The organism is Cohnella cholangitidis (assembly GCF_014107495.1).
GTDB lineage: Bacteria > Bacillota > Bacilli > Paenibacillales > Paenibacillaceae > Cohnella > Cohnella cholangitidis.
This window is the reverse complement of sequence record NZ_CP041969.1, coordinates 1917776-1938132: the sequence shown is the minus strand read 5'-3', so window position 1 is coordinate 1938132 and position 20357 is coordinate 1917776. Positions and strand designations below refer to the sequence as shown.

The 20357-nt window shown below is 54.0% G+C and carries 14 protein-coding genes, 4 pseudogenes and 2 riboswitches; all 18 genes and pseudogenes read left to right on the top strand.

Annotated elements, in window-relative coordinates; translation table 11 throughout:
- Positions 1-115 precede the first annotated feature (115 nt).
- Positions 116-1201, top strand: a complete 1086-nt coding sequence (locus FPL14_RS09320; protein ID WP_182302719.1) for an ABC transporter ATP-binding protein — start codon at positions 116-118, stop codon at positions 1199-1201.
- The gene (locus FPL14_RS09315) at positions 1198-1992 is read left to right on the top strand and encodes an ABC transporter permease (RefSeq protein WP_182302718.1); all 795 of its coding nucleotides are present in this window, start codon (positions 1198-1200) and stop codon (positions 1990-1992) included. The genes FPL14_RS09320 and FPL14_RS09315 overlap by 4 nt, the downstream gene beginning before the upstream one ends.
- Before the next feature lie 4 nt (positions 1993-1996).
- Positions 1997-2794: an ABC transporter permease gene (locus FPL14_RS09310; protein WP_182302717.1), complete on the top strand. Its 798-nt coding sequence runs from the start codon at positions 1997-1999 to the stop codon at positions 2792-2794.
- 202 nt (positions 2795-2996) lie between these two features.
- Positions 2997-3968 (top strand): sugar-binding transcriptional regulator, encoded by a 972-nt coding sequence (locus FPL14_RS09305; protein ID WP_182302716.1) that lies wholly within the window; start codon positions 2997-2999, stop codon positions 3966-3968.
- A 64-nt stretch (positions 3969-4032) separates the two neighbouring features.
- Entirely contained in the window at positions 4033-4956 is a 924-nt protein-coding gene (locus FPL14_RS09300; RefSeq protein ID WP_182302715.1) for a sugar ABC transporter substrate-binding protein, read from the top strand.
- A gap of 66 nt (positions 4957-5022) precedes the next feature.
- Positions 5023-6540 carry a sugar ABC transporter ATP-binding protein gene (locus FPL14_RS09295; RefSeq protein ID WP_182302714.1) on the top strand — a complete coding sequence of 506 codons (1518 nt, stop codon included), beginning with the start codon at positions 5023-5025 and terminating at the stop codon, positions 6538-6540.
- Positions 6533-7492: an ABC transporter permease gene (locus tag FPL14_RS09290; protein ID WP_182302713.1), complete on the top strand. Its 960-nt coding sequence runs from the start codon at positions 6533-6535 to the stop codon at positions 7490-7492. The genes FPL14_RS09295 and FPL14_RS09290 overlap by 8 nt, the downstream gene beginning before the upstream one ends.
- Before the next feature lie 8 nt (positions 7493-7500).
- Positions 7501-8304, top strand: a complete 804-nt coding sequence (gene trpA / locus FPL14_RS09285) for a tryptophan synthase subunit alpha (protein WP_182302712.1) — start codon at positions 7501-7503, stop codon at positions 8302-8304.
- A gap of 4 nt (positions 8305-8308) precedes the next feature.
- Positions 8309-9466 (top strand): annotated as a pseudogene (locus FPL14_RS09280) (xylulokinase); the annotation flags it as partial.
- A 100-nt stretch (positions 9467-9566) separates the two neighbouring features.
- Positions 9567-9827 (top strand): hypothetical protein, encoded by a 261-nt coding sequence (locus FPL14_RS29845; RefSeq protein WP_229263851.1) that lies wholly within the window; start codon positions 9567-9569, stop codon positions 9825-9827.
- 172 nt (positions 9828-9999) lie between these two features.
- Positions 10000-10464, top strand: a complete 465-nt coding sequence (gene bcp, locus FPL14_RS09275) for a thioredoxin-dependent thiol peroxidase (protein ID WP_182302711.1) — start codon at positions 10000-10002, stop codon at positions 10462-10464.
- A 64-nt stretch (positions 10465-10528) separates the two neighbouring features.
- Positions 10529-11242 (top strand): FadR/GntR family transcriptional regulator, encoded by a 714-nt coding sequence (locus tag FPL14_RS09270; protein ID WP_182302710.1) that lies wholly within the window; start codon positions 10529-10531, stop codon positions 11240-11242.
- Positions 11243-11387: 145 nt separating this feature from the next.
- Positions 11388-12602: an MFS transporter gene (locus tag FPL14_RS09265; protein ID WP_182302709.1), complete on the top strand. Its 1215-nt coding sequence runs from the start codon at positions 11388-11390 to the stop codon at positions 12600-12602.
- Positions 12603-12766: 164 nt separating this feature from the next.
- Positions 12767-14286: pseudogene (gene guaA, locus FPL14_RS09260) on the top strand (glutamine-hydrolyzing GMP synthase).
- A gap of 823 nt (positions 14287-15109) precedes the next feature.
- A riboswitch (purine riboswitch) is annotated at positions 15110-15210 on the top strand.
- A 135-nt stretch (positions 15211-15345) separates the two neighbouring features.
- A pseudogene (locus FPL14_RS09255) lies at positions 15346-16694 on the top strand (NCS2 family permease).
- Positions 16695-17012: 318 nt separating this feature from the next.
- Positions 17013-17111, top strand: a riboswitch (purine riboswitch).
- Between the two features lie 177 nt (positions 17112-17288).
- On the top strand, positions 17289-17777 hold the full coding sequence (gene purE, locus FPL14_RS09250) for a 5-(carboxyamino)imidazole ribonucleotide mutase (protein ID WP_182302708.1): 489 nt from the start codon (positions 17289-17291) through the stop codon (positions 17775-17777).
- Positions 17774-19029, top strand: a pseudogene (gene purK / locus FPL14_RS09245) (5-(carboxyamino)imidazole ribonucleotide synthase). The gene purE and the pseudogene purK overlap by 4 nt, the downstream one beginning before the upstream one ends.
- A gap of 6 nt (positions 19030-19035) precedes the next feature.
- Positions 19036-20331: an adenylosuccinate lyase gene (gene purB / locus FPL14_RS09240; RefSeq protein WP_182302707.1), complete on the top strand. Its 1296-nt coding sequence runs from the start codon at positions 19036-19038 to the stop codon at positions 20329-20331.
- Positions 20332-20357: the final 26 nt, after the last annotated feature.

Below are 20357 nucleotides of genomic sequence, written 5' to 3'. Positions count from 1 at the left end.
TGCTCATGAATGTATGTCCTCTCGGGTTTCTATATGTTAAAATTATAAAGTTTCGGCAATGGAATACGCAAGTTAAGTCATCCTAATGAACTCGACTTGATCACAGGAGGTTCATATGTTAGCCATAGACGTACATCAATTACGCAAGCAATTCAAGGTTCAGAAAAATCGCGAAGGACTGAAGGGAGCGATTCAGGATCTATTCAAGCGCGAGCATACCGAAGTAACCGCGGTTAAAGATATCAGCTTCCAAATTCCGCAAGGCGAAATATGCGGGTACATCGGGGAGAACGGCGCCGGCAAATCGACGACGATCAAGATGCTGACCGGCATCCTGGTGCCTACTTCGGGCAAACTTGTCGTAAACGGTTATGTTCCCTATAAGGATCGCGAGAAATTCGTGCAGGAAATCGGAGTCGTGTTCGGGCAACGCAGCCAGCTATGGTGGGACATCGGAGTAATCGAGTCGTTTCGGCTTCTGCGCAAAGTATATCGGGTGAGCGAAGCGGATTTCCGCCATCGGCTCGACGAATTGGTGGAGACGTTGCAATTGCAGGATTTGCTTAATCGTCCCGTTCGCAAGCTAAGCCTCGGCCAACGGATGCGCTGCGAGTTGGTGGCGGCTCTGCTGCACAATCCGTCTATCCTGTTTCTCGATGAACCGACGATCGGTCTCGATATCGTAGTGAAGACGGAAATACGCGAATTCCTCAAGCGGCTGAACAAGGAACAGGGCACGACGATCCTGTTGACTACGCACGACTTGCAGGATATCGAGGCTCTGTGCTCGCGGGTCATCATGCTGGACGACGGCCGGATTATTTACGACGGAGGTCTGGATGAGCTCAAGTCCCGTTGGGGCAAAGGCCGCGAGGTTCAGTTCCAATTCACGGAAGCCGTAACGCTGCCCAAAGTGACCGCGATGACCGGAGACCTTGCCGTTCGTTGGTCGCTAGAGAACGACGTGACCGCCAAAGTGTGGATTCCCCGCGAGATGAACGTGTCCGAGGTACTCTCCCGGGTCGTGGGCCATCAGGATATTAGCGATATCAAGATTTTCGAGACGAATACGGACGAGATCGTCCGCGAAATTTACCAATCGGGCAGCGCCGACGCTCCGAGAGACTTGTCGGCCTTGACCGCCGACGCGGATAGCGCGGCTCGCAAAGAGCCGGTCAAGACGGGAGCAGGCGAATCATGACTAGCGCATATTTGGATTTCGTCCGCATCCGGTTTCTGATGATGCTTGCTTATCGGGTCAATTACTACAGCGGTATCGTCATCTATGCGATTAATATCGGGGCTTATTATTTCCTATGGAAGGCGATTTTCGGCGAAGCCGAGACGCTTCAAGGTTTCACGGTCATCCAGATGTCCACTTACGTGGCCGTGTCGTGGATGGCGAGAGCTTTTTACTTTAATAACCTAGACCGCGAAATATCGGGCGAGATCGTAGACGGCAGCGTAGCGATCCAGATTATCCGTCCCTATTCGTACCTGCTGGTGAAGATGATGCAAGGCTTCGGCGAAGGCCTGTTCCGTTTGGGGCTGTTCATGGTGCCGGGCATGATTATCGTTTCGTTTATTTTTCCTATCGAGCTTCCGACGGACCCGGTGCAATGGCTCGTGTTCTTCGTTATGATCTGGTTCAGCTTTCTCATTAATTCGCAGCTAAACATTCTAACGGGGCTAAGCGCGTTCTTCTTCGAGAATAACCAAGGCGTCATGATGATGAAAAGAATCATGGTGGATTTGCTATCCGGAGTTATCGTCCCGATCGCTTTCTTCCCGGGGTGGGCCATATCCGTCATGAATTGGCTTCCGTTCCAAGCGATTACGTATTTGCCGGGTTCCGTTTTTACCGGAAGAATTCAGGGTGCCGACGTATGGAACGCGTTGTTGGTACAGGTCATTTGGACGGTCGTGTTAATCATTCCGATTTTGCTCGTATGGCGGGCGGCGCGTCGTCGTCTGTTCGTGCAAGGGGGTTGATCGTATGAGTCGATTCGCGTTCATGTTGAGCTTGTATCGGGACTATTTCGCCAATTATATGAAAACAAAACTAAGCTACCGCGCGGACTTCTGGATCGAGGTATTGTCGGATCTGATGTTCAACGGGCTGAATCTGGTGTTCATCTTTATCGTGTTCCTGCACACGCCGACGCTTGGGGATTGGAGCGAATCGGAAGTCGTGTTCGTCTACGGCTACTTTATGATCGCATCGGGGTTGTTTTCGACCTTCTTCAGCGCATGGAACTTCAGCGAGCGGTATATTGTCAAAGGGGAAATGGATCGGATCTTGACCCGTCCGGCTCATTCCTTGTCGCAGGTTATGCTCGAAAATATGGATCCCCCGGCGATTGTCGGCTCGATTGTCGGATTGGTGATCATGATCGTTTCATGGACGACGCTCGGCCTGCCGTTCCACTGGTACGATCCGCTCGCGCTGATCGTGATGGTGTTGGGTTCTTGTTTTATCTATATGGGCATCTATACCGCGTTGTCCGCCATCTCATTCTATTCGGACGCGCCGACGGGTATCGGTCCGCTGATCTACAACATTCAGAACTATGGCCGGTATCCGGTCGAGATCTACAACAAAACGATCAAATTTTTGCTCACGTGGGTGTTGCCCTTCGCTTTCGTCGGCGTATACCCGGCATCGTTCTTCCTTGGTCGACTGGACGAGTGGTGGATGGCGTGGCTTACCCCGGTCGTCGGGGTCGTCGTGCTCTCGCTCGGTCTCTGGTTCTGGAACTACGGCGTTAGACGTTACCGCGGCGCGGGGAGTTAGTCTGTACGATCTTCCTTAATAAGGGCGACGCTTAGGCGTTGCCCTTAATTCTAAGTTGGCTGCTAAAAGATGCCCTTTCTCGAACATTTGAGCAGTAACGAAAATTTGTTCTTGAAACCCCTTACATTTTGGAGTATGATTACATCAGAACAAAGATTCCGCTATGAACATTTGTTCAAAAGGGAGGGGGGCAAGGAACGTTGTGATCGATGCAAGCCACGAGAAAAAGAGGCTGTTGGTCAAAGTGAGCTCCATGTATTACATGGACGGTTTGAATCAGCAGGAAATATCGGAACGTCTGGGCATCTCGCGTCCGCAGATCAGCAGAATGCTCGCCGCCGCCAAGTCGGAGGGCATCGTTCAGATTAGTATCCGGAATCCGTTTTCGGAGGAACAGGCTTACGAGAGAGCCATCGCGGAAACGTTCGGAATCCATGACGTTATCGTCGTGCACGTTCCGGACGCCGACCGTCAGGTGATCGACCTGCATGTAGCCCGCGCCGCATCGGCGCTGCTCGAAAGCGCGATCAAGGATCGCGACGTCGTCGGGATAATGGCCGGGAGAACGATTGCTTCCATCGCCAGGGAGATGCATTACGTCGGAAGGAAAGAAGTCCAATTCGTGCCGATGATCGGCGGATTCGGATCGGACGGAGGAGCATGGCATGCCAATACGAACGCGAGAGTGTTCGCGGAGCAGTTCAAAGCGCGCCATTTGCTGCTAAATGCGCCGGCCGTCGTCGCATCGCCGGAAGCCAGGAATTTATTTATCAACGAGTCCGAAATATCGAAGGTGTTAGAGTCGGCTAAGCGCGTTTCGTTGGCGCTGATCGGGATCGGTCAAGTGACCAAGCAAGCTACGATCGTCAAGTCCGGTTATTTCAGCGACGAGGAAATGGCGGAAGTACGCGGGAATGGTGCCGTATGCAACGTATCCACGTCATTCTTGAACGAAAGCGGCGAACGCGTTCGTTATGATGGTGAATCGCGCATGATCGGGCTTACTATCGACGAAATAAGATCGATTCCCAACGTCATCGCGGTTGCTACCGGCGACGACAAAGTAGAAGCGATTGTTTCGGCCCTTCGGGGCAAATGCATGGACGTGCTCGTCACGGACATGGAAACGGCAAAGCAGTTGTTGGAATGGCAACGCAAGAATCCTGCCCGATAAACCGGGCGGGTTCGCGAATCAACATAACAAACCGCTTTATACAAACAAGGAGGGAATCCAAGTTATGAAAAAAGGGATCATAGTTTTGGCAGCGCTTTTATTGGTTATCGGATTAACGGCATGCGGAGGTAAAACCGGTAAAGACGGAGCCAAGACGGTATCGATCATGACGCCTTACCTCTCGTCCGTTACGACGAACGAAATGGTCGAATCGCTGAAGAAACAATCGGCGGACAAAGGCTGGAAAACGAACGTCGTAGATACGAAAGGCGATATGGGACAGCTCGCTAGCCGCATGGAAGACGTTATTTCTTCCAAAACCGACGCTATCGTCCTCGTCAGCACCGATCCGAATCAATTGAAGAGCCAAATTCAGCGCGCCAAAGAAAAAGGAATCCCGGTGTTCGGCGCCGATTCGGGCTACATCGAAGGCATGGTCATGAACGCAACGAGCGACAACAAGGAAATGTCCAAGCTGATCTCGGATCACCTGTTCAAGTCGATCGGAGACAAAGGCGAAATCGTCGTATTGACTCACCGTCCGCATCCGGGCGTATTGGCTCGTACGGTGCAACTGGATGAATTGCTGAAGGACAAGCCCGAGGTTTCCAAATTGACCGAGCAGCAAGTAGAGGTTCCCGGACCGATCGAGAACGCTCGCAAGCAGATGGAAAGCTTGCTGTTGTCCAACAAAGAAGAAGGCTCGATCACGGCGGTGTGGGCAGGCTGGGACGAAGCGGCCATCGGCGCGGCTCAAGCGATTGAAGCTGCAGGCCGGAAAGATATCATCGTAACGGGCATCGACGGAAACAGCCAAGCGGTGGCAATGATCAAGAAAGGCTCTCCGCTCGTTGCCACGGTGAAGCAGAATTTCACGGGCATGACGGAAATCGTCGTCAAGCAAATGGATCTCGTGTTCCAAGGCAAAGCTGCGGAAGGCACTGAGTTGTACGCTCCGGCCAGCCTGATTACGAAAGACAACGCTTAATTCATCATACGGCGGCAAAGCGGCTTCGGCCGCTTTGCTTAATTCTAAGGCAAGGAGGGCCCCCCATTGACCCTACTGAGAGTCGAAGGACTGGACAAAGTGTTCGGGCAGCACTACGCGCTCTCTGGCGTAGGCTTCGAGATCGAGCCGGGCGAAGTGCACGCGCTTGTCGGCGAGAACGGAGCGGGCAAGTCGACGTTCATTAAAATCATGACCGGAGTATACGGACTTGATGCCGGGACGATCGAATGGAAGGGCGAGAAGGTCGATATTCCGGACCCGGGCGCTTCCAGAAGGCTGGGTATAAACGTGGTCCATCAGGATCGCCATCTCGTTCCTTCTTTTACCGGATACGAGAATCTTTTTCTGGGACTTGACTATCCGACGAACAAGTCGCGGGTCGGCGTGAACTGGACACGGATGAAGCAGCGCGCGGAACAGCTGAAGAACGACTTCGGCGTCGAGATCGATTTGTACAAAACGGCCGACAAAATGTCTCCTCCCGAGAAAACGATGCTGGAAATTTTGCGGGCGATGATGCTGGAGTGCCAATTGTTGATTCTGGACGAGCCTACGGCTTCTCTCACCGATCAAGAGGCGGAGCGGTTGTTCGCCCTCATCGGGAGATTGACCGCTCAAGGCACGGGCATCCTGTACGTGTCCCACCGGATGGACGAAATTTTCCGTCTGTCCGATCGGATTACCGTTTTCCGCAACGGCCAGCGGATTGCCACGGTCGACACGGAGGCGACGGACAAGGACAGCTTGATCCGGCTGATGAGCAACGCGGAAGTAAAAAAATCCGAGAAGAGGACGGGCAAGACATCGGCGGGGGAAAAGGTATTGGAATTGACCGGCTTGTCCACGAAGGACGGAAAAGTAAAGAATACGAGCCTAAACGTGAGCAAGGGCGAAATCGTCGGTATATTCGGCTTGGCGGGCGCCGGTAGGACGGAACTGCTGGAGACGATCTACGGCCTACGGGAGCCGGCCGGCGGGAGCATCGAGGTTGCGGGACGCAAGGTGAAGGCTCCTACGCCGAAGCGCTCGCTCGAGAACGGCGTCGTCCTTATTCCGGAGGAGCGCAAGCGCGACGCGCTCGTCTTGGGCATGTCGATCCGGGAAAACATGACGCTGCCGGTATTGAAGCGGTTCTCGGGTTTGTTGAAGCTTCGCGCTCGGACGGAGCGCTCGGAAGTGAATTCCTGGATGCGGGAGCTGAACGTGAAAGCGGCCGGTTCGGAACAATCGGTCGGCCAGCTGAGCGGAGGCAACCAGCAGAAAGTCGTGTTCGCCAAAGCGTTGCTCTCGAACCCGGTGCTGTTCCTGTGCGACGAACCGACGCAAGCGGTAGACGTCATGACGCGCGAAGAGATCCATCGCCTTCTTAAAGCCCAAGCCGACAAAGGCTGCGGAGTGCTGTTCGTGTCGTCCGACCTGCAAGAAGTGTTGGATATTTCAGATCGCTTGTACGTTCTTCACGATAGCCGAATCGTGGCCGAACTGGATAACGAGGGCGTTACCCCCGAGCAAGTGCTCGGATATTGCTACAGTCAAGGAAAAGGAAGTGAACATCATGGTTGAAGCGCGCGCGGGAATCTCTTACCTTAGACTTATCCGCACTTACGGCACGGTCGCTGCCGGGATTCTGATTATACTGGCGTTCTCTCTGCTCAGTCCGGATTCGTTCGCGACGATCGACAACGCCATTAATATTAGCCGTCAAATCTCGTTCCTCGTCATCATCGCGTTAGGAGCGACGCTGGTCATGTCCGTCGGCGAATTCGACCTCTCGGTCGGAGCCGTGGCCAGCTTCGGCGGCGTATTCGCAGCCCAAATGGCGGTCGCGGGTTACCCGATCTGGTCGACTTTTCTGGCACCTATGGCTATCGCGTTCGTTATCGGGTTCGTGAACGGCTGGATCGTCACGCGTTTCCGCGTGCTTTCCTTCATCACTACGCTCGCGATGGGCACTATTCTCGGCGGCTTGAACTTCCGCCTGACGGGAGGAGCGACCGTGTTCGAGAACATCCCGGACGCGTTTCGTTATCTTGGCCAAAGCGAGTGGGGCGGCATTCCGGTATTATCCTTTATCATGCTGCTGGTAACGCTGATCTTCTGGTATGTTATGTCCCATATGCCCTTCGGTCGCAAGCTGTACGCGATCGGCGGCAACGAATCGGCTTCCCGCGTAGCGGGCGTGCGAGTTGCCCTAAACAAAAATATGGCTTTCGCGCTATGCGCCATGTTGGCCGCGTTAACCGGCATTCTGATGGCTTCGCGTCTCGGTTCTGCGCACCCGACGGGAGGAGACGGCTTGTTCCTGTCCGCATATGCGGCCGCGTTCCTCGGAATGACCTCTTTCAAGGAAGGCGTTCCGAATATCTGGGGTACGTTCGTCGGCGCGGCGATTATCGGGATTCTGGCTAACGGTCTGACTATTCTGGAAGTACCGACTTTCATGCAGGACGTCATTACGGGCTGCATCGTCATCGCGGCCGTTCTGATGCAGAAGCTCGGGCGTGGTAAAGGATGATGTCGAGCATGCGCAGTCCTCTAAACGTAGAAGCTTATCGCGCAGCCCAAGAGAGAGGGGAAGCATTGCTTGTCGGGTACTTGGTAGCGGGAGATCCGACGATCGAAGAGTCGTTCGAGATGATCCAGGCCAGTGCCCAAGCGGGAATCGACATCATCGAGCTGGGGGTGCCGAGTCCCGATCCGTTCATCGACGGCGAAGTCATTAAGCGCGCGCACAAGCGGGCCCTTGATGCCGGCGCTTCGGCGTCGGAAGGGTTGCTCGATCTGTGGCGCCGGGTAAGGCGAGAGGTGCCTCGTCCGATCTGGGCGATGGGATATAAGAATGAACTCGTGGACGAAGGGTTGTATCGCCGATTGGTCTCGGAGGGGCTGATCGATGCTCTCGTGTTGCCGGATAGCTCGCTGGAAGAGCAAATCCGCATACAACGGGAGGTTGGCGAGTCCGGCATCGACGTCATCCGCTTCATCAACAGCGGGATGGACGACGCGACGATTCGCGAAATATGCGACGGCGCGACGATTATCTATGCCCAATCCTACTCGGGCACGACGGGCGATCCCATGGCCAGCGTGAATGGCTTGTCCGTACTTTGCGATCGTATTCGGCCGCATCTGCCGGAGGGCCTGCTGGTTGCCGGCTTCGGTCTGCGCTCGCCGGATCGGGTAGGCAAAGCGGTGCAAAGCGGGTTCGACGGAGCCGTCGTCGGTTCCGTGCTCGTCAGTCGCTGCGAGAACCGGGAGAAGGATTACTTGTACCGCCTCGTGGCCGAAATGAAACTGGAGACGATGGGCTCCTCGACAAGGGGTTGAGCAGATGAGATATATCGCTTCCTTCGATATAGGAACAACGAACGTCAAAGGAATTTTGGTTACCGAAGACGCGGGCATTTTTCTGGAGAAAAACATCGAGCTGAAGGTAATCCGGCATGGCGGAGCCGTCGAACAGGATCCGAAGCAATGGTATGAAGCGGTTAAGCTAATCGCCGCATCCTGGTTCAAGGTAGGCATCAAACCGAAGGATATCGCGTTTCTGACGTTCAGCGGCCAGATGCAGGATTGCATTCCGGTCGGAGAGGACTTGGAGCCGTTGCGTCCGGCGATACTGTACGCCGATGGGCGCGCGACTGAGCAGTCCGAGCGGCTGCTCGGGGATATCGGGAAATCGGCCATTCACGGTTTAACGGAAAATCATATGGACGGGACGTTAACGTTCCCTAAAATATTATGGATAAGGCAACACGAGGAGGACGTATTTCGGGCGACAAGAAGTTTTCTCGTCAGTTCCAAGGATTACGTCATCGCCAAGTTGACCGGAGCATGCGTAACCGATCCGACGTCCGCGGCGACGACCGGCTGCATGGACATTCGGTCCCGAACGTGGATCGGTTCCTGGTTGGAGAGATATGGGGTGGATCCGGCGAAAATGCCTGCCATCGTCTCGTCGGATTGCATCGTCGGGACCGTAAATGAACGAGGAGCCTCGGATACGGGATTCGCTTCGGGCACGCCGGTGCTTTGCGGAATCGGAGATGCCGGCTCGGCCACGCTCGGAGCGGGCATTTACGAAGCCGGGGAAGTTTACGCTTATATCGGCACGTCCGGTTGGGTTGCGGCCGCTTCGTCAGGATATATCGACGTCGAAAGCGGAGCATTTAACCTGGCTTACGTAGAGGAGGGACGCCAAATCGCGATCGCTCCGCTCTCCAATGCCGGCAATGCGCACCAATGGGCGGTTAGCGCGTTCGGCGACGGCGGACGCGCGGGCGATTCAATGTCGTACCAGCAATTCGAACGCGCTATGGGGCAGACCGAACGGGGAAGCGGGAACGTGTTGTTTCTGCCTTATTTGAACGGCGAGCGTTGCCCCGTTCAAGACGTGAACGCATCGGGCTGCTTTATCGGCTTGAAGCCGACGACGACAAGACAGCAGATGGGCGCCGCCGTGTTGGAGGGCGTTGCCTTCTCGATGCGGCAAGTGCTGGAGCTGGTAGCGGATTCCGAAGAAAGCAAGCGTGTGACGCTGATCGGGGGGAGGCGCGAAGAGCAAATCCTGGTGCCAGATCATCGCGGACGTGCTTGGGTGCGAACTGGTCGTTCCGAACAATTCGCAGTATTTACCCTCCCTCGGCGCGGCGGCATTAGCTTTCCGCCAAGCCGGTTGGTGCGGGGAATACGCTTCGTTGTGCCAAAAGTTCAAAGGGCTGCAAGAGGGTGAAACTTTCTTGCCGAACGGGGAGCTTCGGATGCACTATGACGCGCAGTACGCAAAGTATAAGCGAATTTATCCGGCCATCGCTCCATTGTTCGCAGACGAATCCGGTTCCGTCATTTAGGCGATTATTCAATACGCGCTTTTCCCTAGGCAATAGCCTGGTGCAAGCTAGTCCAGCCGTGGACTCGCTTGCACTGGGCTTTTTGTCGATACTGCTATAATATATATTACTAACATGACGAATAGAGTTTATCGCGACGTTTCGCGCTAAAGATACAGAAGGAGAATTACGCATGGCGCAGTTGAAAGCGGGACAACCGGTCCCGGACTTCGAGCTTCCCGCCACGAACGGGGGAACGATTCGACTTAGGGATTATCGCGGACGCAAGGTGATTCTATACTTTTACCCTAAGGATATGACAACGGCGTGCACGCAGGAATCGTGCGATTTTCGCGACGCGAATGCGACGTTCGAGGACAAGAACGCGATCGTTCTCGGCATCAGCACGGATGAGCTGAAGAGACATTACAAATTCATTGAAAAGTACGAATTGCCTTTTCTGCTGCTCGCGGATACGGAGCATCGGGTGTGCGAGCTGTACGGAGTATGGCAGGAGAAGCAGTTGTACGGCAGAAAGTACATGGGAATCGTGCGTTCCACTTTCTTGATCGACGAGAAAGGGATCCTTGTACAGGAATGGCGCAATATTAAAGTGAAAGGCCACGTCGAGAACGTCAAGCAGGCTCTGCTGAAATAATAAAAAATAGGGATGTTCAGAATAAGCCTACTATGGTACCATCCTTTAAACAGGAGATGATCTGATGAATTCCAGTTCGAAGGTTTCGTTCCAAGCCCTTAACCGGACGAAGCTCGTCGATGACGTCGTCATCCAGCTTCAGAAGACGATCTCGAGCGGCGAGCTTAAGCATGGGGACAAAATCCCGACCGAACCCGAGCTCATGGAGCAGTTCGGCGTGGGCCGTTCCACGATCCGCGAAGCGGTCAGGGTACTCGTGCATGCCGGATTGCTGGAGAAGAAACAAGGCTTCGGAACGTATCTCGCTTCGACGCCGGTCATTCAAGAGCCTCTCGAGCATAGGCTTAGAAGAGCCGAAATCGTCGAAGTGTACGAGGTGCGTAAAATGCTTGAGCTGGAAATTTCCAGACTCGCCGCCGAACGTCGCGAAGATCAGGATCTTGAGCACATGCGCCGCCATCTCGACCAACGCCGAGAGGCATTGGATAAGGGGGATACGCACGGTTATTTGAACGCGGACATCGAATTCCATATCGCCATCGCTGTGGCCAGCAAAAACCATGTCGTCGTCGATCTGTACCGGACGTTCTCTTCCGCGTTAAGAGAGGCGCTCTACAAGCTGGCGAAAGAAAAGGAGGGACACGATCCGAACACCGAAATACACGAAAAAATATACGAAGCGATCAAGAACAAGGACGTCTCGGCCGCCGAGCATTGGACGCTTCGGAACCTGGATGGAACGGTGGGCCAACTCCGGGAAAGAATGGGGCGTACCTAAGGTAGAACAGTCTTAAGGTTTCATCTGACTTTAAACGTCAGATGATAAGACGAAATTGTCGATTATGGAGAACGATTAGAAATTAGTTTAGGGGATATTATCTTTCCTATTAAACATCAGATGATAAGATGAAAGGATGTTCGGCATGAGCTCTAAACAAGCGGCCAGCGTAGCTAATATACAAATAAACACGGTCTATTCCATTTTATTCTCCATCAGTCTCGTTCATTTGCTGAACGATTCCATTCAATCGGTAATACCGGCTATCTTTCCGATTTTGCAGGAGTCCATGAAGCTTAGCTTCGCGCAGATAGGATGGATTGCCTTCACGCTTAACGTAACGGCTTCCTTGCTGCAACCGATGATCGGTTTATATACCGATTCGAAACCGAAGCCGTTTTTACTCCCCGCAGGGGTGTTGTTCTCGCTTGTCGGCATGGTCGTGCTGGCCTTTGCCGAGAGTTATTGGCAAGTTATTCTCTCCGTCGTGCTGATCGGATTCGGCTCCGCCGTCCTTCATCCGGAGGCTTCCCGCGTCGCATATATGGCAGCTGGCCCGCGCAGAGGGTTGGCGCAATCGATCTTCCAAACGGGAGGTAACATAGGGCAAGCTTTGGCTCCCGTTTTTACCGCGCTTATTTTCGTTCCCATCGGTCAATTCGGAATCATTTGGTTCACGATCGCTGCCGCAGCCGCATTTGTTGTACAGATTTACGTGGCGAGATGGTACAAAGCTTACGTCAGCCGGCAAACCGCGAAGAAGAAGGAAGCCGTTAAGAGAGAGCCGCTTCCTACGAGAACGATCGCTTACGCGATGACCATTCTAATCCTGCTCCTGTTCTCGAAATTCGTATACGTGGCCAGCATGACGGGATTCTTTTCGTTTTACATGATCGATCATCACCGGATCTCCACGGAATACGCGCAAGTGTTCATCTTCGCGTTATTGGCCGCGGGCGCGGTAGGTACTTTCTTGGGCGGGCCGCTAGCCGACAAGTTCGGCAGAAGGAACATGATCTGGTTCTCGATTCTGGGGACCGCTCCGTTCTCGCTGTTGCTTCCTTACGCCAACCTATTCTGGTCGGCCGTGTTGCTCGTCTTTATCGGCTTTATCCTTCTGTCCGGATTTTCGGTCATCATCGTCTACGCGCAGGAGCTTCTACCGGGTAAAGTAGGCATGGTATCGGGTCTGTTCTTCGGATTGGCGTTCGGACTCGGGGGCATCGGCTCCGTCGTTCTCGGCACTCTGGCCGACGCGACGAGCATCTCTTTCGTCATTAAGCTGTGCGCGTTCTTGCCGCTTATCGGATTATTGGCCGCGTTCCTGCCGACGGACCGTAAATTGAAACTGGCGGAATGAAGAGACTCCGGCCGAGCCTTATCGCCTTGACGCTGTCGAAGCCGCAAAGCTATAATTACTTCAATTGATTTTACCCCGCGGAACGGATAGGACCGTCAGCAATGGCGATTTAAGGTTTACGCTTAGGAGGCTCGGTTTACCCAGTGACTACTCACCAACATGAAATGATCGTCGTATTGGACTTCGGTGGCCAGTACAACCAATTGATCGCCCGTCGCATTCGCGATTTGGGCGTGTACAGCGAATTGCTTCCTTTCAACACTTCGGCGGACAAGCTTCGCGCGCTTGCGCCCAAAGGGATCGTCTTCTCCGGAGGACCGGCTAGCGTATATGCCGAAGGTGCTCCGAAGGTAGATCCGGCTATCTATGAATTGGGAGTTCCGATTCTAGGGATTTGCTACGGCATGCAATTGATAACTCACCAACAAGGCGGTAAAGTAGAGCCCGCGCACAAGCGCGAGTACGGCAAATCCGACGTGGATTTCGTAGCCGGCTCCGATCTGGTTAAAGGCTTGGACGCACGCCAAACGGTATGGATGAGCCACGGCGACCACGTAACCGAGCTGCCGGCGGGATTCCGAGTCGACGCGAGCACGGAGCACGCTCCGGTTGCGGCGATGAGCGACCCTTCCCGGAAATTCTTCGCGGTGCAATTCCATCCGGAAGTTCGCCACTCCGTCTACGGGAACGAAATGATCCGCAACTTCTTGTTCGAAGTGTGCGGCTGCCGCGGGGACTGGACGATGGGCTCGTTCATCGACGATATGATCGCGGACATCCGTAAGGAAGTCGGGGACAAGAAAGTGCTTTGCGCATTATCGGGCGGCGTGGATTCCTCCGTCGTTGCCGTCTTGATCCATAAAGCGATCGGCGATCAGCTTACTTGCATGTTCATTGACCACGGTCTTCTTCGCAAAGGCGAAGCGGAGAGCGTCATGGAGACGTTCGTCGGCAAGTTCGGCATGAACGTCGTCAAGATCGACGCGAGCGAACGGTTCCTCGGCAACCTGAAGGGCGTCGACGATCCGGAGAAAAAACGCAAAATCATCGGCACGGACTTCATTCGGGTGTTCGAGGAGGAGTCCGCGAAGTTCGACGATTTCACGTTCCTCGCTCAAGGCACGCTCTACACCGATATCGTCGAGAGCGGCACGGCGACGGCGCAGACGATCAAATCTCACCATAACGTCGGCGGCTTGCCGGAAGACATGAAATTCAAATTGATCGAACCGTTGAAGACTCTGTTCAAAGACGAAGTGCGCAAAGTCGGCGCCGAATGCGGCTTGCCGGAAGCGATCGTCATGCGCCAGCCGTTCCCGGGACCGGGTCTGGCGATCCGCGTGCTCGGCGAAGTGACGGCGGAGAAGCTCGAGATCGTGCGCGAGTCCGATGCGATCCTTCGCGACGAGATCGCCAAAGCGGTCTCGACCGCGAAATCTGGCAATACTTCACGGCGCTGCCGGGCATGAAGAGCGTCGGCGTCATGGGCGACGGCCGCACGTATTCGTACGCCGTCGGCATCCGCGCCGTTACGTCGATCGACGGAATGACAGCCGACTGGGCTAGAATTCCTTTCGACGTGCTGGAGAAAATCTCCAATCGCATCGTTAACGAAGTACAGAACGTTAACCGGATCGTATACGATATTACGTCCAAACCTCCTGCTACGATCGAGTGGGAGTAAGGCGCTAAGTATCCCCTCTTTATAAGCGAACCGCACTACGGAAACTGTGCCCAGCACCGAAATAACGGTGCTGGGCACAGTTATTTCGCCGGACTCTCCTTCTAGCGCCAAAATAACGGTGCTGGGCACCGTTATATCGCCGAAACTCCCACCCAGCACCCAAATAACGGTGCTGGGCACCGTTATTTTCGCCGAAACTCCAACCCAGCGCCCCAATAACGGTGCTGGGCACCGTTATTTCATGGAGAATGCTGGACATTGTTGCGAGTAGGTATGAGGACCGTTATATCGCCGAAACTCCAACCCAGCGCCCAATTAACGGTGCTGGGCACCGTTATATCGCCGAAACTCCAACCCAGCGCCCCAATAACGGTGCTGGGCACCGTTATTTCATGGAGAATGCTGGACATTGTTGCGAGTAGGTATGAGGATCGCAATGGTCTTGCCGAAACTCCAACCCAGCGCCCAAATAACGGTGCTGGGCACCGTTATATCGCCGAAACTCCAACCCAGCGCCCAAATAACGGTGCTGGGCACCGTTATATCGCCGAAACTCCAACCCAGCGCCCCAATAACGGTGCTGGGCACCGTTATTTCATGGAGAATGCTGGACATTGTTGCGAGAGGTATAGGATCGCAATGGTCTTGCCGAAGGAAGGTGAACCATTGTTGAAGTTTGCCTTGTTTTCGCTTTCATTGGGAATGAAACGCTAACATAATAGAAAACACTGTAAATTCCGAACGATTCAAGGTGAAAAAGGGGTCGAATATTCGTAAATAACCGTTGACAGACAAGGTCCTACGACCTAGAATATGGATTGGACAAACAACTGAATAATCTTTTCGTATAATCCCGGGAATAGGCTCGGGAGTCTCTACGAGGTCACCGCAAATGATCTGTCTACGGAAAGGGAAGCCATACATGGGGATTAACGTCTCCGCTGGTATGAATTTTCCCGGTTGTGCGGAACCTAGGAGGGTAATCTTCTAGGTTTTTTGTATGTTCAGTCTTAGGTTTTCCGCATTCATTCAAATTTTGAAGGGAGAGTTTATTGAGACATGGAACGTTTCTTTAAGCTGAAGGAACTGGGGACGAATGTACGCACAGAGATCATGGCAGGGATTACGACCTTCATGACGATGGCCTACATTCTCGTGGTTAACCCAGGTATTTTGTCGGGGGCGGATTTGAGCTTCACTTCCGTATTCCTTGCGACTGCGCTCGCCGCAGGTATTTTCACGATTGCGATGGGATTGTTCGTTAACTTTCCGGTAGCGCTGGCCCCGGGGATGGTCTTAACGCTTTCTTCGCTACGACGATCGTCACTTCGAAGGCGACGGGTAATCCGATTACGCCGGAAATGGGGCTCGCCGCGGTCTTTATTTCAGGGATTATTTTCTTCATCCTAACGGTTACTCAGATTCGCCAGCTGCTTATCGTTGCGATTCCCGACGGACTGAAGCATGCGATTACGGTCGGTATCGGCTTGTTCATCGCGATCGTCGGTATGAAAACAAGCGGGCTCGTGACGATCTTGGTATTCGGCGACGGCAGCACGCTGCTGTCGATGGGCCACTTGGAAAACCCAAGCGTATGGTTAACTATCGTAGGCTTGGCGATTATCGGAATATTCATGGTATTGCGCGTTAAAGGCGCGATTCTGCTCGGAATGGTCATCATCACATTGATCGGAGCGCTTCCAGGCGTCGACTTGGTCGACTTCGGTTCCTTGAAAGGCGCGGACTGGGCTCCCGACTTCGGCGAATTGAATTTCTGGAGCATGGATTTCGCGGATCTCTTTACGACGGGACTCTTGACGGCTATCGCTACCTTTACTTTCGTTGAGTTATTCGATACTTTCGGTACGCTGGTCGGTACGGCCAACCGCGCCGGATTTTTCAAAAATAAAGAAGAAGGCACCAAAAAAGTCGGTAAAGCGATGTTCGTCGACGCGGTTGCGGTCAGCGGCGGCGCGATGCTCGGAACGAGCACGGTTACGGCTTACGTGGAAAGCTCCGCCGGCGTTGCCGCGGGCGGTCGCACGGGCCTGACTTCCGTAACTACGGGCGTGTTGTTCTTGCTTGCTCTGTTCTTGTTGCCGATCGCGTTGCTTATTCCGGCTCCCGCGACGAGCGCAGCGCTGATCATCGTCGGCGTGTTGATGGTTCAATCTGTTAAAGAAATCGACTTTACCGACCTCGTTATCGGAATTCCGGCATTCTTGACGATTACGATCATGGCGTTCACTTACAATATCGCCAACGGAATTTCCTTCGGTATCGTTTCTTATGTCGTGCTTGCGTTCGTGGCCGGCCTTACAGGCGAGAAAAAGCACAAGATTCATTGGCTGATGTGGATCGTATTCGTCATCGTAATCGCGCGTTACGTGTTCGTTGGCGGAGAATAATTAAGCGTTTATGAACCGAAAGGTATGGTTCATGGCATAAACCAACCCTGCTTCACTTCCGAAACGACGGAGGTGGGGCGGGGTTTTCATTTTTCCGGAGATGCCGGAAGAATGAAGGCGCGATAACGATTGGGAAAACCTAACAATATATGAAAATGGGTGTACAGATCCGGATGGATGGGGGCTCCAAATCGTATAATCGTATCAAAATCCGAACGTTAATATTTCATGGCAACCAAAGTGTTCGTCTTTGTTTGACAGTTTACCCTAGTCTGCGGTACACTAAGAAGCGTTAAAAGAGCCTGTTTTTCGCCTTGTTCCAAGGCTAGAAACAATGCGCGTATAAGTCGGGAATCGGCCCGAACGTCTCTACCCGGAAACCCTAATTTCCGGACTACGCGGCAATCGTCAACGACATCGATATTGAAGCGCGGACCGGCGAAGGTTCGGGCTTCCTCTTGTCGCCGTCGAGCGTTGCCTATAAGGTGTAGAGAACTTAAAGGTCGATTGGGGAATACTGACGGTATTCCCATTGATCTTTTTTTATTTCTGGTCGCATGGGACTCAAGATCGCATCTGGGGAAGGGTGGAATCATGTCTTCACTTGTCGGCGTCATTATGGGAAGTACGTCGGATTGGGAAACGATGAAAAAAGCGTGCGAGGTGCTCGAGGAGCTTAACATTCCGTACGAGAAAAAAGTCGTCTCCGCGCATCGGACGCCGGATTTGATGTTCGAATATGCCGAGACCGCCGTGTCTCGCGGCCTGAAAGTCATAATCGCCGGTGCCGGCGGCGCTGCCCATCTGCCGGGCATGGTCGCAGCCAAAACCGTTCTGCCCGTTATCGGAGTGCCTGTTCAGTCGAAGGCCTTGAACGGGCTTGATTCGTTGCTATCGATCGTTCAGATGCCGGGCGGCATTCCCGTCGCGACGGTCGCGATCGGAGCCGCTGGCGCGACGAACGCAGGTTTGCTGGCGGCGCAAATGATCGGTTCATTCGATCCCGAAGTGCAGGCCCGCTTGTCGGCGCGGCGCGACCGGATCACGCAAGAAGTTCTCGACAATGGAGAGTTGCCGTCATGAGCAGCGGAGATAAGCTTGTGAATTTATTCGGCGGCGAAGGCGCCGCATGCGACGCTTTCGGATGCGATGTTGTCGGGGGAGAAGAGGGCGCGAAGGGTGCGCAGCCTCGGACGATTCTGCCAGGTGCCACCATCGGCGTGCTCGGCGGAGGCCAATTAGGCCGGATGCTGGCTCATGCGGGCAACCGTCTAGGCTATCGATTCTTGACGCTTGATCCGACTCCCGATTCGCCTTGCGGCCAGACGGCGGCTCAAATCGTGGCGAATTATGACGATAAGAATGCTGCCAGGGAGCTGGCTGCCCGCTCGGACGTCATTACCTATGAATTCGAAAACGTCGATGCCGGCGTAGCGGCCATGCTGGAGACGGAATCTTACGTGCCGCAAGGCAGCGCGTTGCTATATACGACCCAGCATCGTCTTCGCGAGAAACGCGCGGTCGAAGCTGCGGGCGTGAAGGTGGCTCCTTATGCCGAAATCGTCAGTCTGGAGAGCTTGCGCGAAGCGGCTGCATCGTTAGGCTTGCCGGCCGTCTTGAAGACGGCGACCGGAGGTTACGACGGCAAAGGGCAATGGGTTTTGCGCGCGGACGACGAGCTGGAGCCGGCATGGAACGAAGCAAGCCGTACCGGTACGCAACTCGTTCTGGAGAAATTCATCAAGTTCGACAAGGAAATTTCCGTAATCGCGCCCGAAGTCCTTCGGGCGAAGTGAAAACATTCCCGCCTGCGGAAAATGTCCATGTTCATAATATATTGCACTTATCTATCGTACCGGCACGTATTGAAGACGCGGTGCGGCAAGAAGCCGAGAAGCTGGCGATCTCGATCGCGGAGACGCTCGGCGTTGTCGGACTTATCGCGGTTGAGCTATTCTTGACCGCCGACGGACAACTGTACGTCAACGAGCTCGCGCCAAGGCCGCACAATTCGGGCCATTATACGATGGAGGCTTGCCGGACATCGCAGTTCGAACAGCACGTGCGAGCCATCTGCAATTTGCCGCTCGGCGATCCGGCGCTTCTTACGCCGGTGGTTATGGCCAACATCCTCGGAGAGCACACGGAACCGCTGATCGCTTGGATGGCGAAACGTGACACGACGGCTGAACGTCTCGGCGTCGAACCTAAGGTACACCTTTATGGCAAAGCAGAGGCAAAGCATAAACGAAAAATGGGACACCTGAACGTGCTTGCACCGAACGTGGAAGCGGCGCTGGAATGGATAGCCCAATCGAATATATGGAGGGTCTAATCAGACATGTTAGAACGCTATAGCCGCCCCGAGATGCGGGCAATCTGGACGGAAGAGAACAAATTCAACGCTTGGCTGGAAGTCGAATTATGCGCTTGCGAAGCATGGGCGGAGCTAGGCCATATTCCTCATGAAGACACGGTAGCGCTTCGCAAAAACGCGAAGTTCGACATCGACCGCATTAACGAGATCGAGCTTGAAACTCGCCATGACGTTATCGCCTTTACCCGCGCGGTATCGGAAAGCTTGGGCGCCGAACGCAAATGGGTGCATTACGGGCTGACTTCGACGGATGTCGTGGATACGGCTATGGGTTATCTATTATTGCAAGCTAACGCGATTTTGAAGAAAGACATCGAAAACTTCATCTCGATTCTTCGCGATCAGGCGATCAAATATAAAGATACTCCGATGATGGGACGTACGCACGGCGTTCATGCCGAGCCGACGACTTTCGGATTGAAGCTGGCGTTGTGGCACGAAGAAATGAAACGCAACCTGGAGCGTTTCGAGCGCGCGGCGGACGGAGTTCAATTCGGTAAAATGTCCGGAGCCGTCGGAACGTACGCGAACATCGATCCTCAAGTGGAGCAATTCGTTTGCAACAAACTGGGCATCAAAGCCGCGCCGATCTCGACGCAGACGCTTCAACGCGACCGTCATGCGGAATACATGTCGACATTGGCGTTGATCGCGACATCGATCGACAAGTTCGCTACGGAAATCCGCGGCTTGCAGAAGAGCGAATTCCGCGAAGTCGAAGAGCCGTTCGGCAAAGGCCAAAAAGGCTCGTCGGCCATGCCGCACAAGCGCAACCCGATCGGTTGCGAGAACATGAGCGGCTTGTCCCGCGTCATCCGCGGACATATGCTTACCGCTTACGAGAACGTTCCGCTGTGGCATGAGCGCGACATCTCGCACTCCTCCGCGGAGAGAGTTATTTTACCGGATGCGACTATGTTGCTGAACTATATGCTCAACCGTTTCGGCAACATCGTGAAGAACTTGACGGTATTCCCGGAAAACATGAAACGCAACATGACCCGTACCTATAATGTGCCTTTCTCCGGCCGCGTTCTGACGAAGCTGATCGACAAAGGCTTCAGCCGCGAGCAAGCTTACGATACCGTTCAACCGCGCGCGATGCAGGCGTGGGAAGAACAACGCGATTTCCGCGATATCGTGGGATCGACGAAGGAAATCACGGACGTGCTGTCCGCCGAAGAAATCGCGGAATGCTTCGATCCGACTTGGCATCTTAAGCACGTTAACACGATTTTCGACCGTTTGGGTTTGAAATAAGGCAAGCGGCGGCGAACCGCCCCAAG

Coding starts and splice junctions, on each gene's coding strand:
- FPL14_RS09320 (WP_182302719.1), top strand. CDS start 116: ATGTTAGCCATAGACGTACATCAATTACGCAAGCAATTCAAGGTTCAG.
- FPL14_RS09315 (WP_182302718.1), top strand. CDS start 1,198: ATGACTAGCGCATATTTGGATTTCGTCCGCATCCGGTTTCTGATGATG.
- FPL14_RS09310 (WP_182302717.1), top strand. CDS start 1,997: ATGAGTCGATTCGCGTTCATGTTGAGCTTGTATCGGGACTATTTCGCC.
- FPL14_RS09300 (WP_182302715.1), top strand. CDS start 4,033: ATGAAAAAAGGGATCATAGTTTTGGCAGCGCTTTTATTGGTTATCGGA.
- FPL14_RS09290 (WP_182302713.1), top strand. CDS start 6,533: ATGGTTGAAGCGCGCGCGGGAATCTCTTACCTTAGACTTATCCGCACT.
- trpA (WP_182302712.1), top strand. CDS start 7,501: ATGCGCAGTCCTCTAAACGTAGAAGCTTATCGCGCAGCCCAAGAGAGA.
- bcp (WP_182302711.1), top strand. CDS start 10,000: ATGGCGCAGTTGAAAGCGGGACAACCGGTCCCGGACTTCGAGCTTCCC.
- FPL14_RS09270 (WP_182302710.1), top strand. CDS start 10,529: ATGAATTCCAGTTCGAAGGTTTCGTTCCAAGCCCTTAACCGGACGAAG.
- FPL14_RS09265 (WP_182302709.1), top strand. CDS start 11,388: ATGAGCTCTAAACAAGCGGCCAGCGTAGCTAATATACAAATAAACACG.
- purE (WP_182302708.1), top strand. CDS start 17,289: ATGTCTTCACTTGTCGGCGTCATTATGGGAAGTACGTCGGATTGGGAA.
- purB (WP_182302707.1), top strand. CDS start 19,036: ATGTTAGAACGCTATAGCCGCCCCGAGATGCGGGCAATCTGGACGGAA.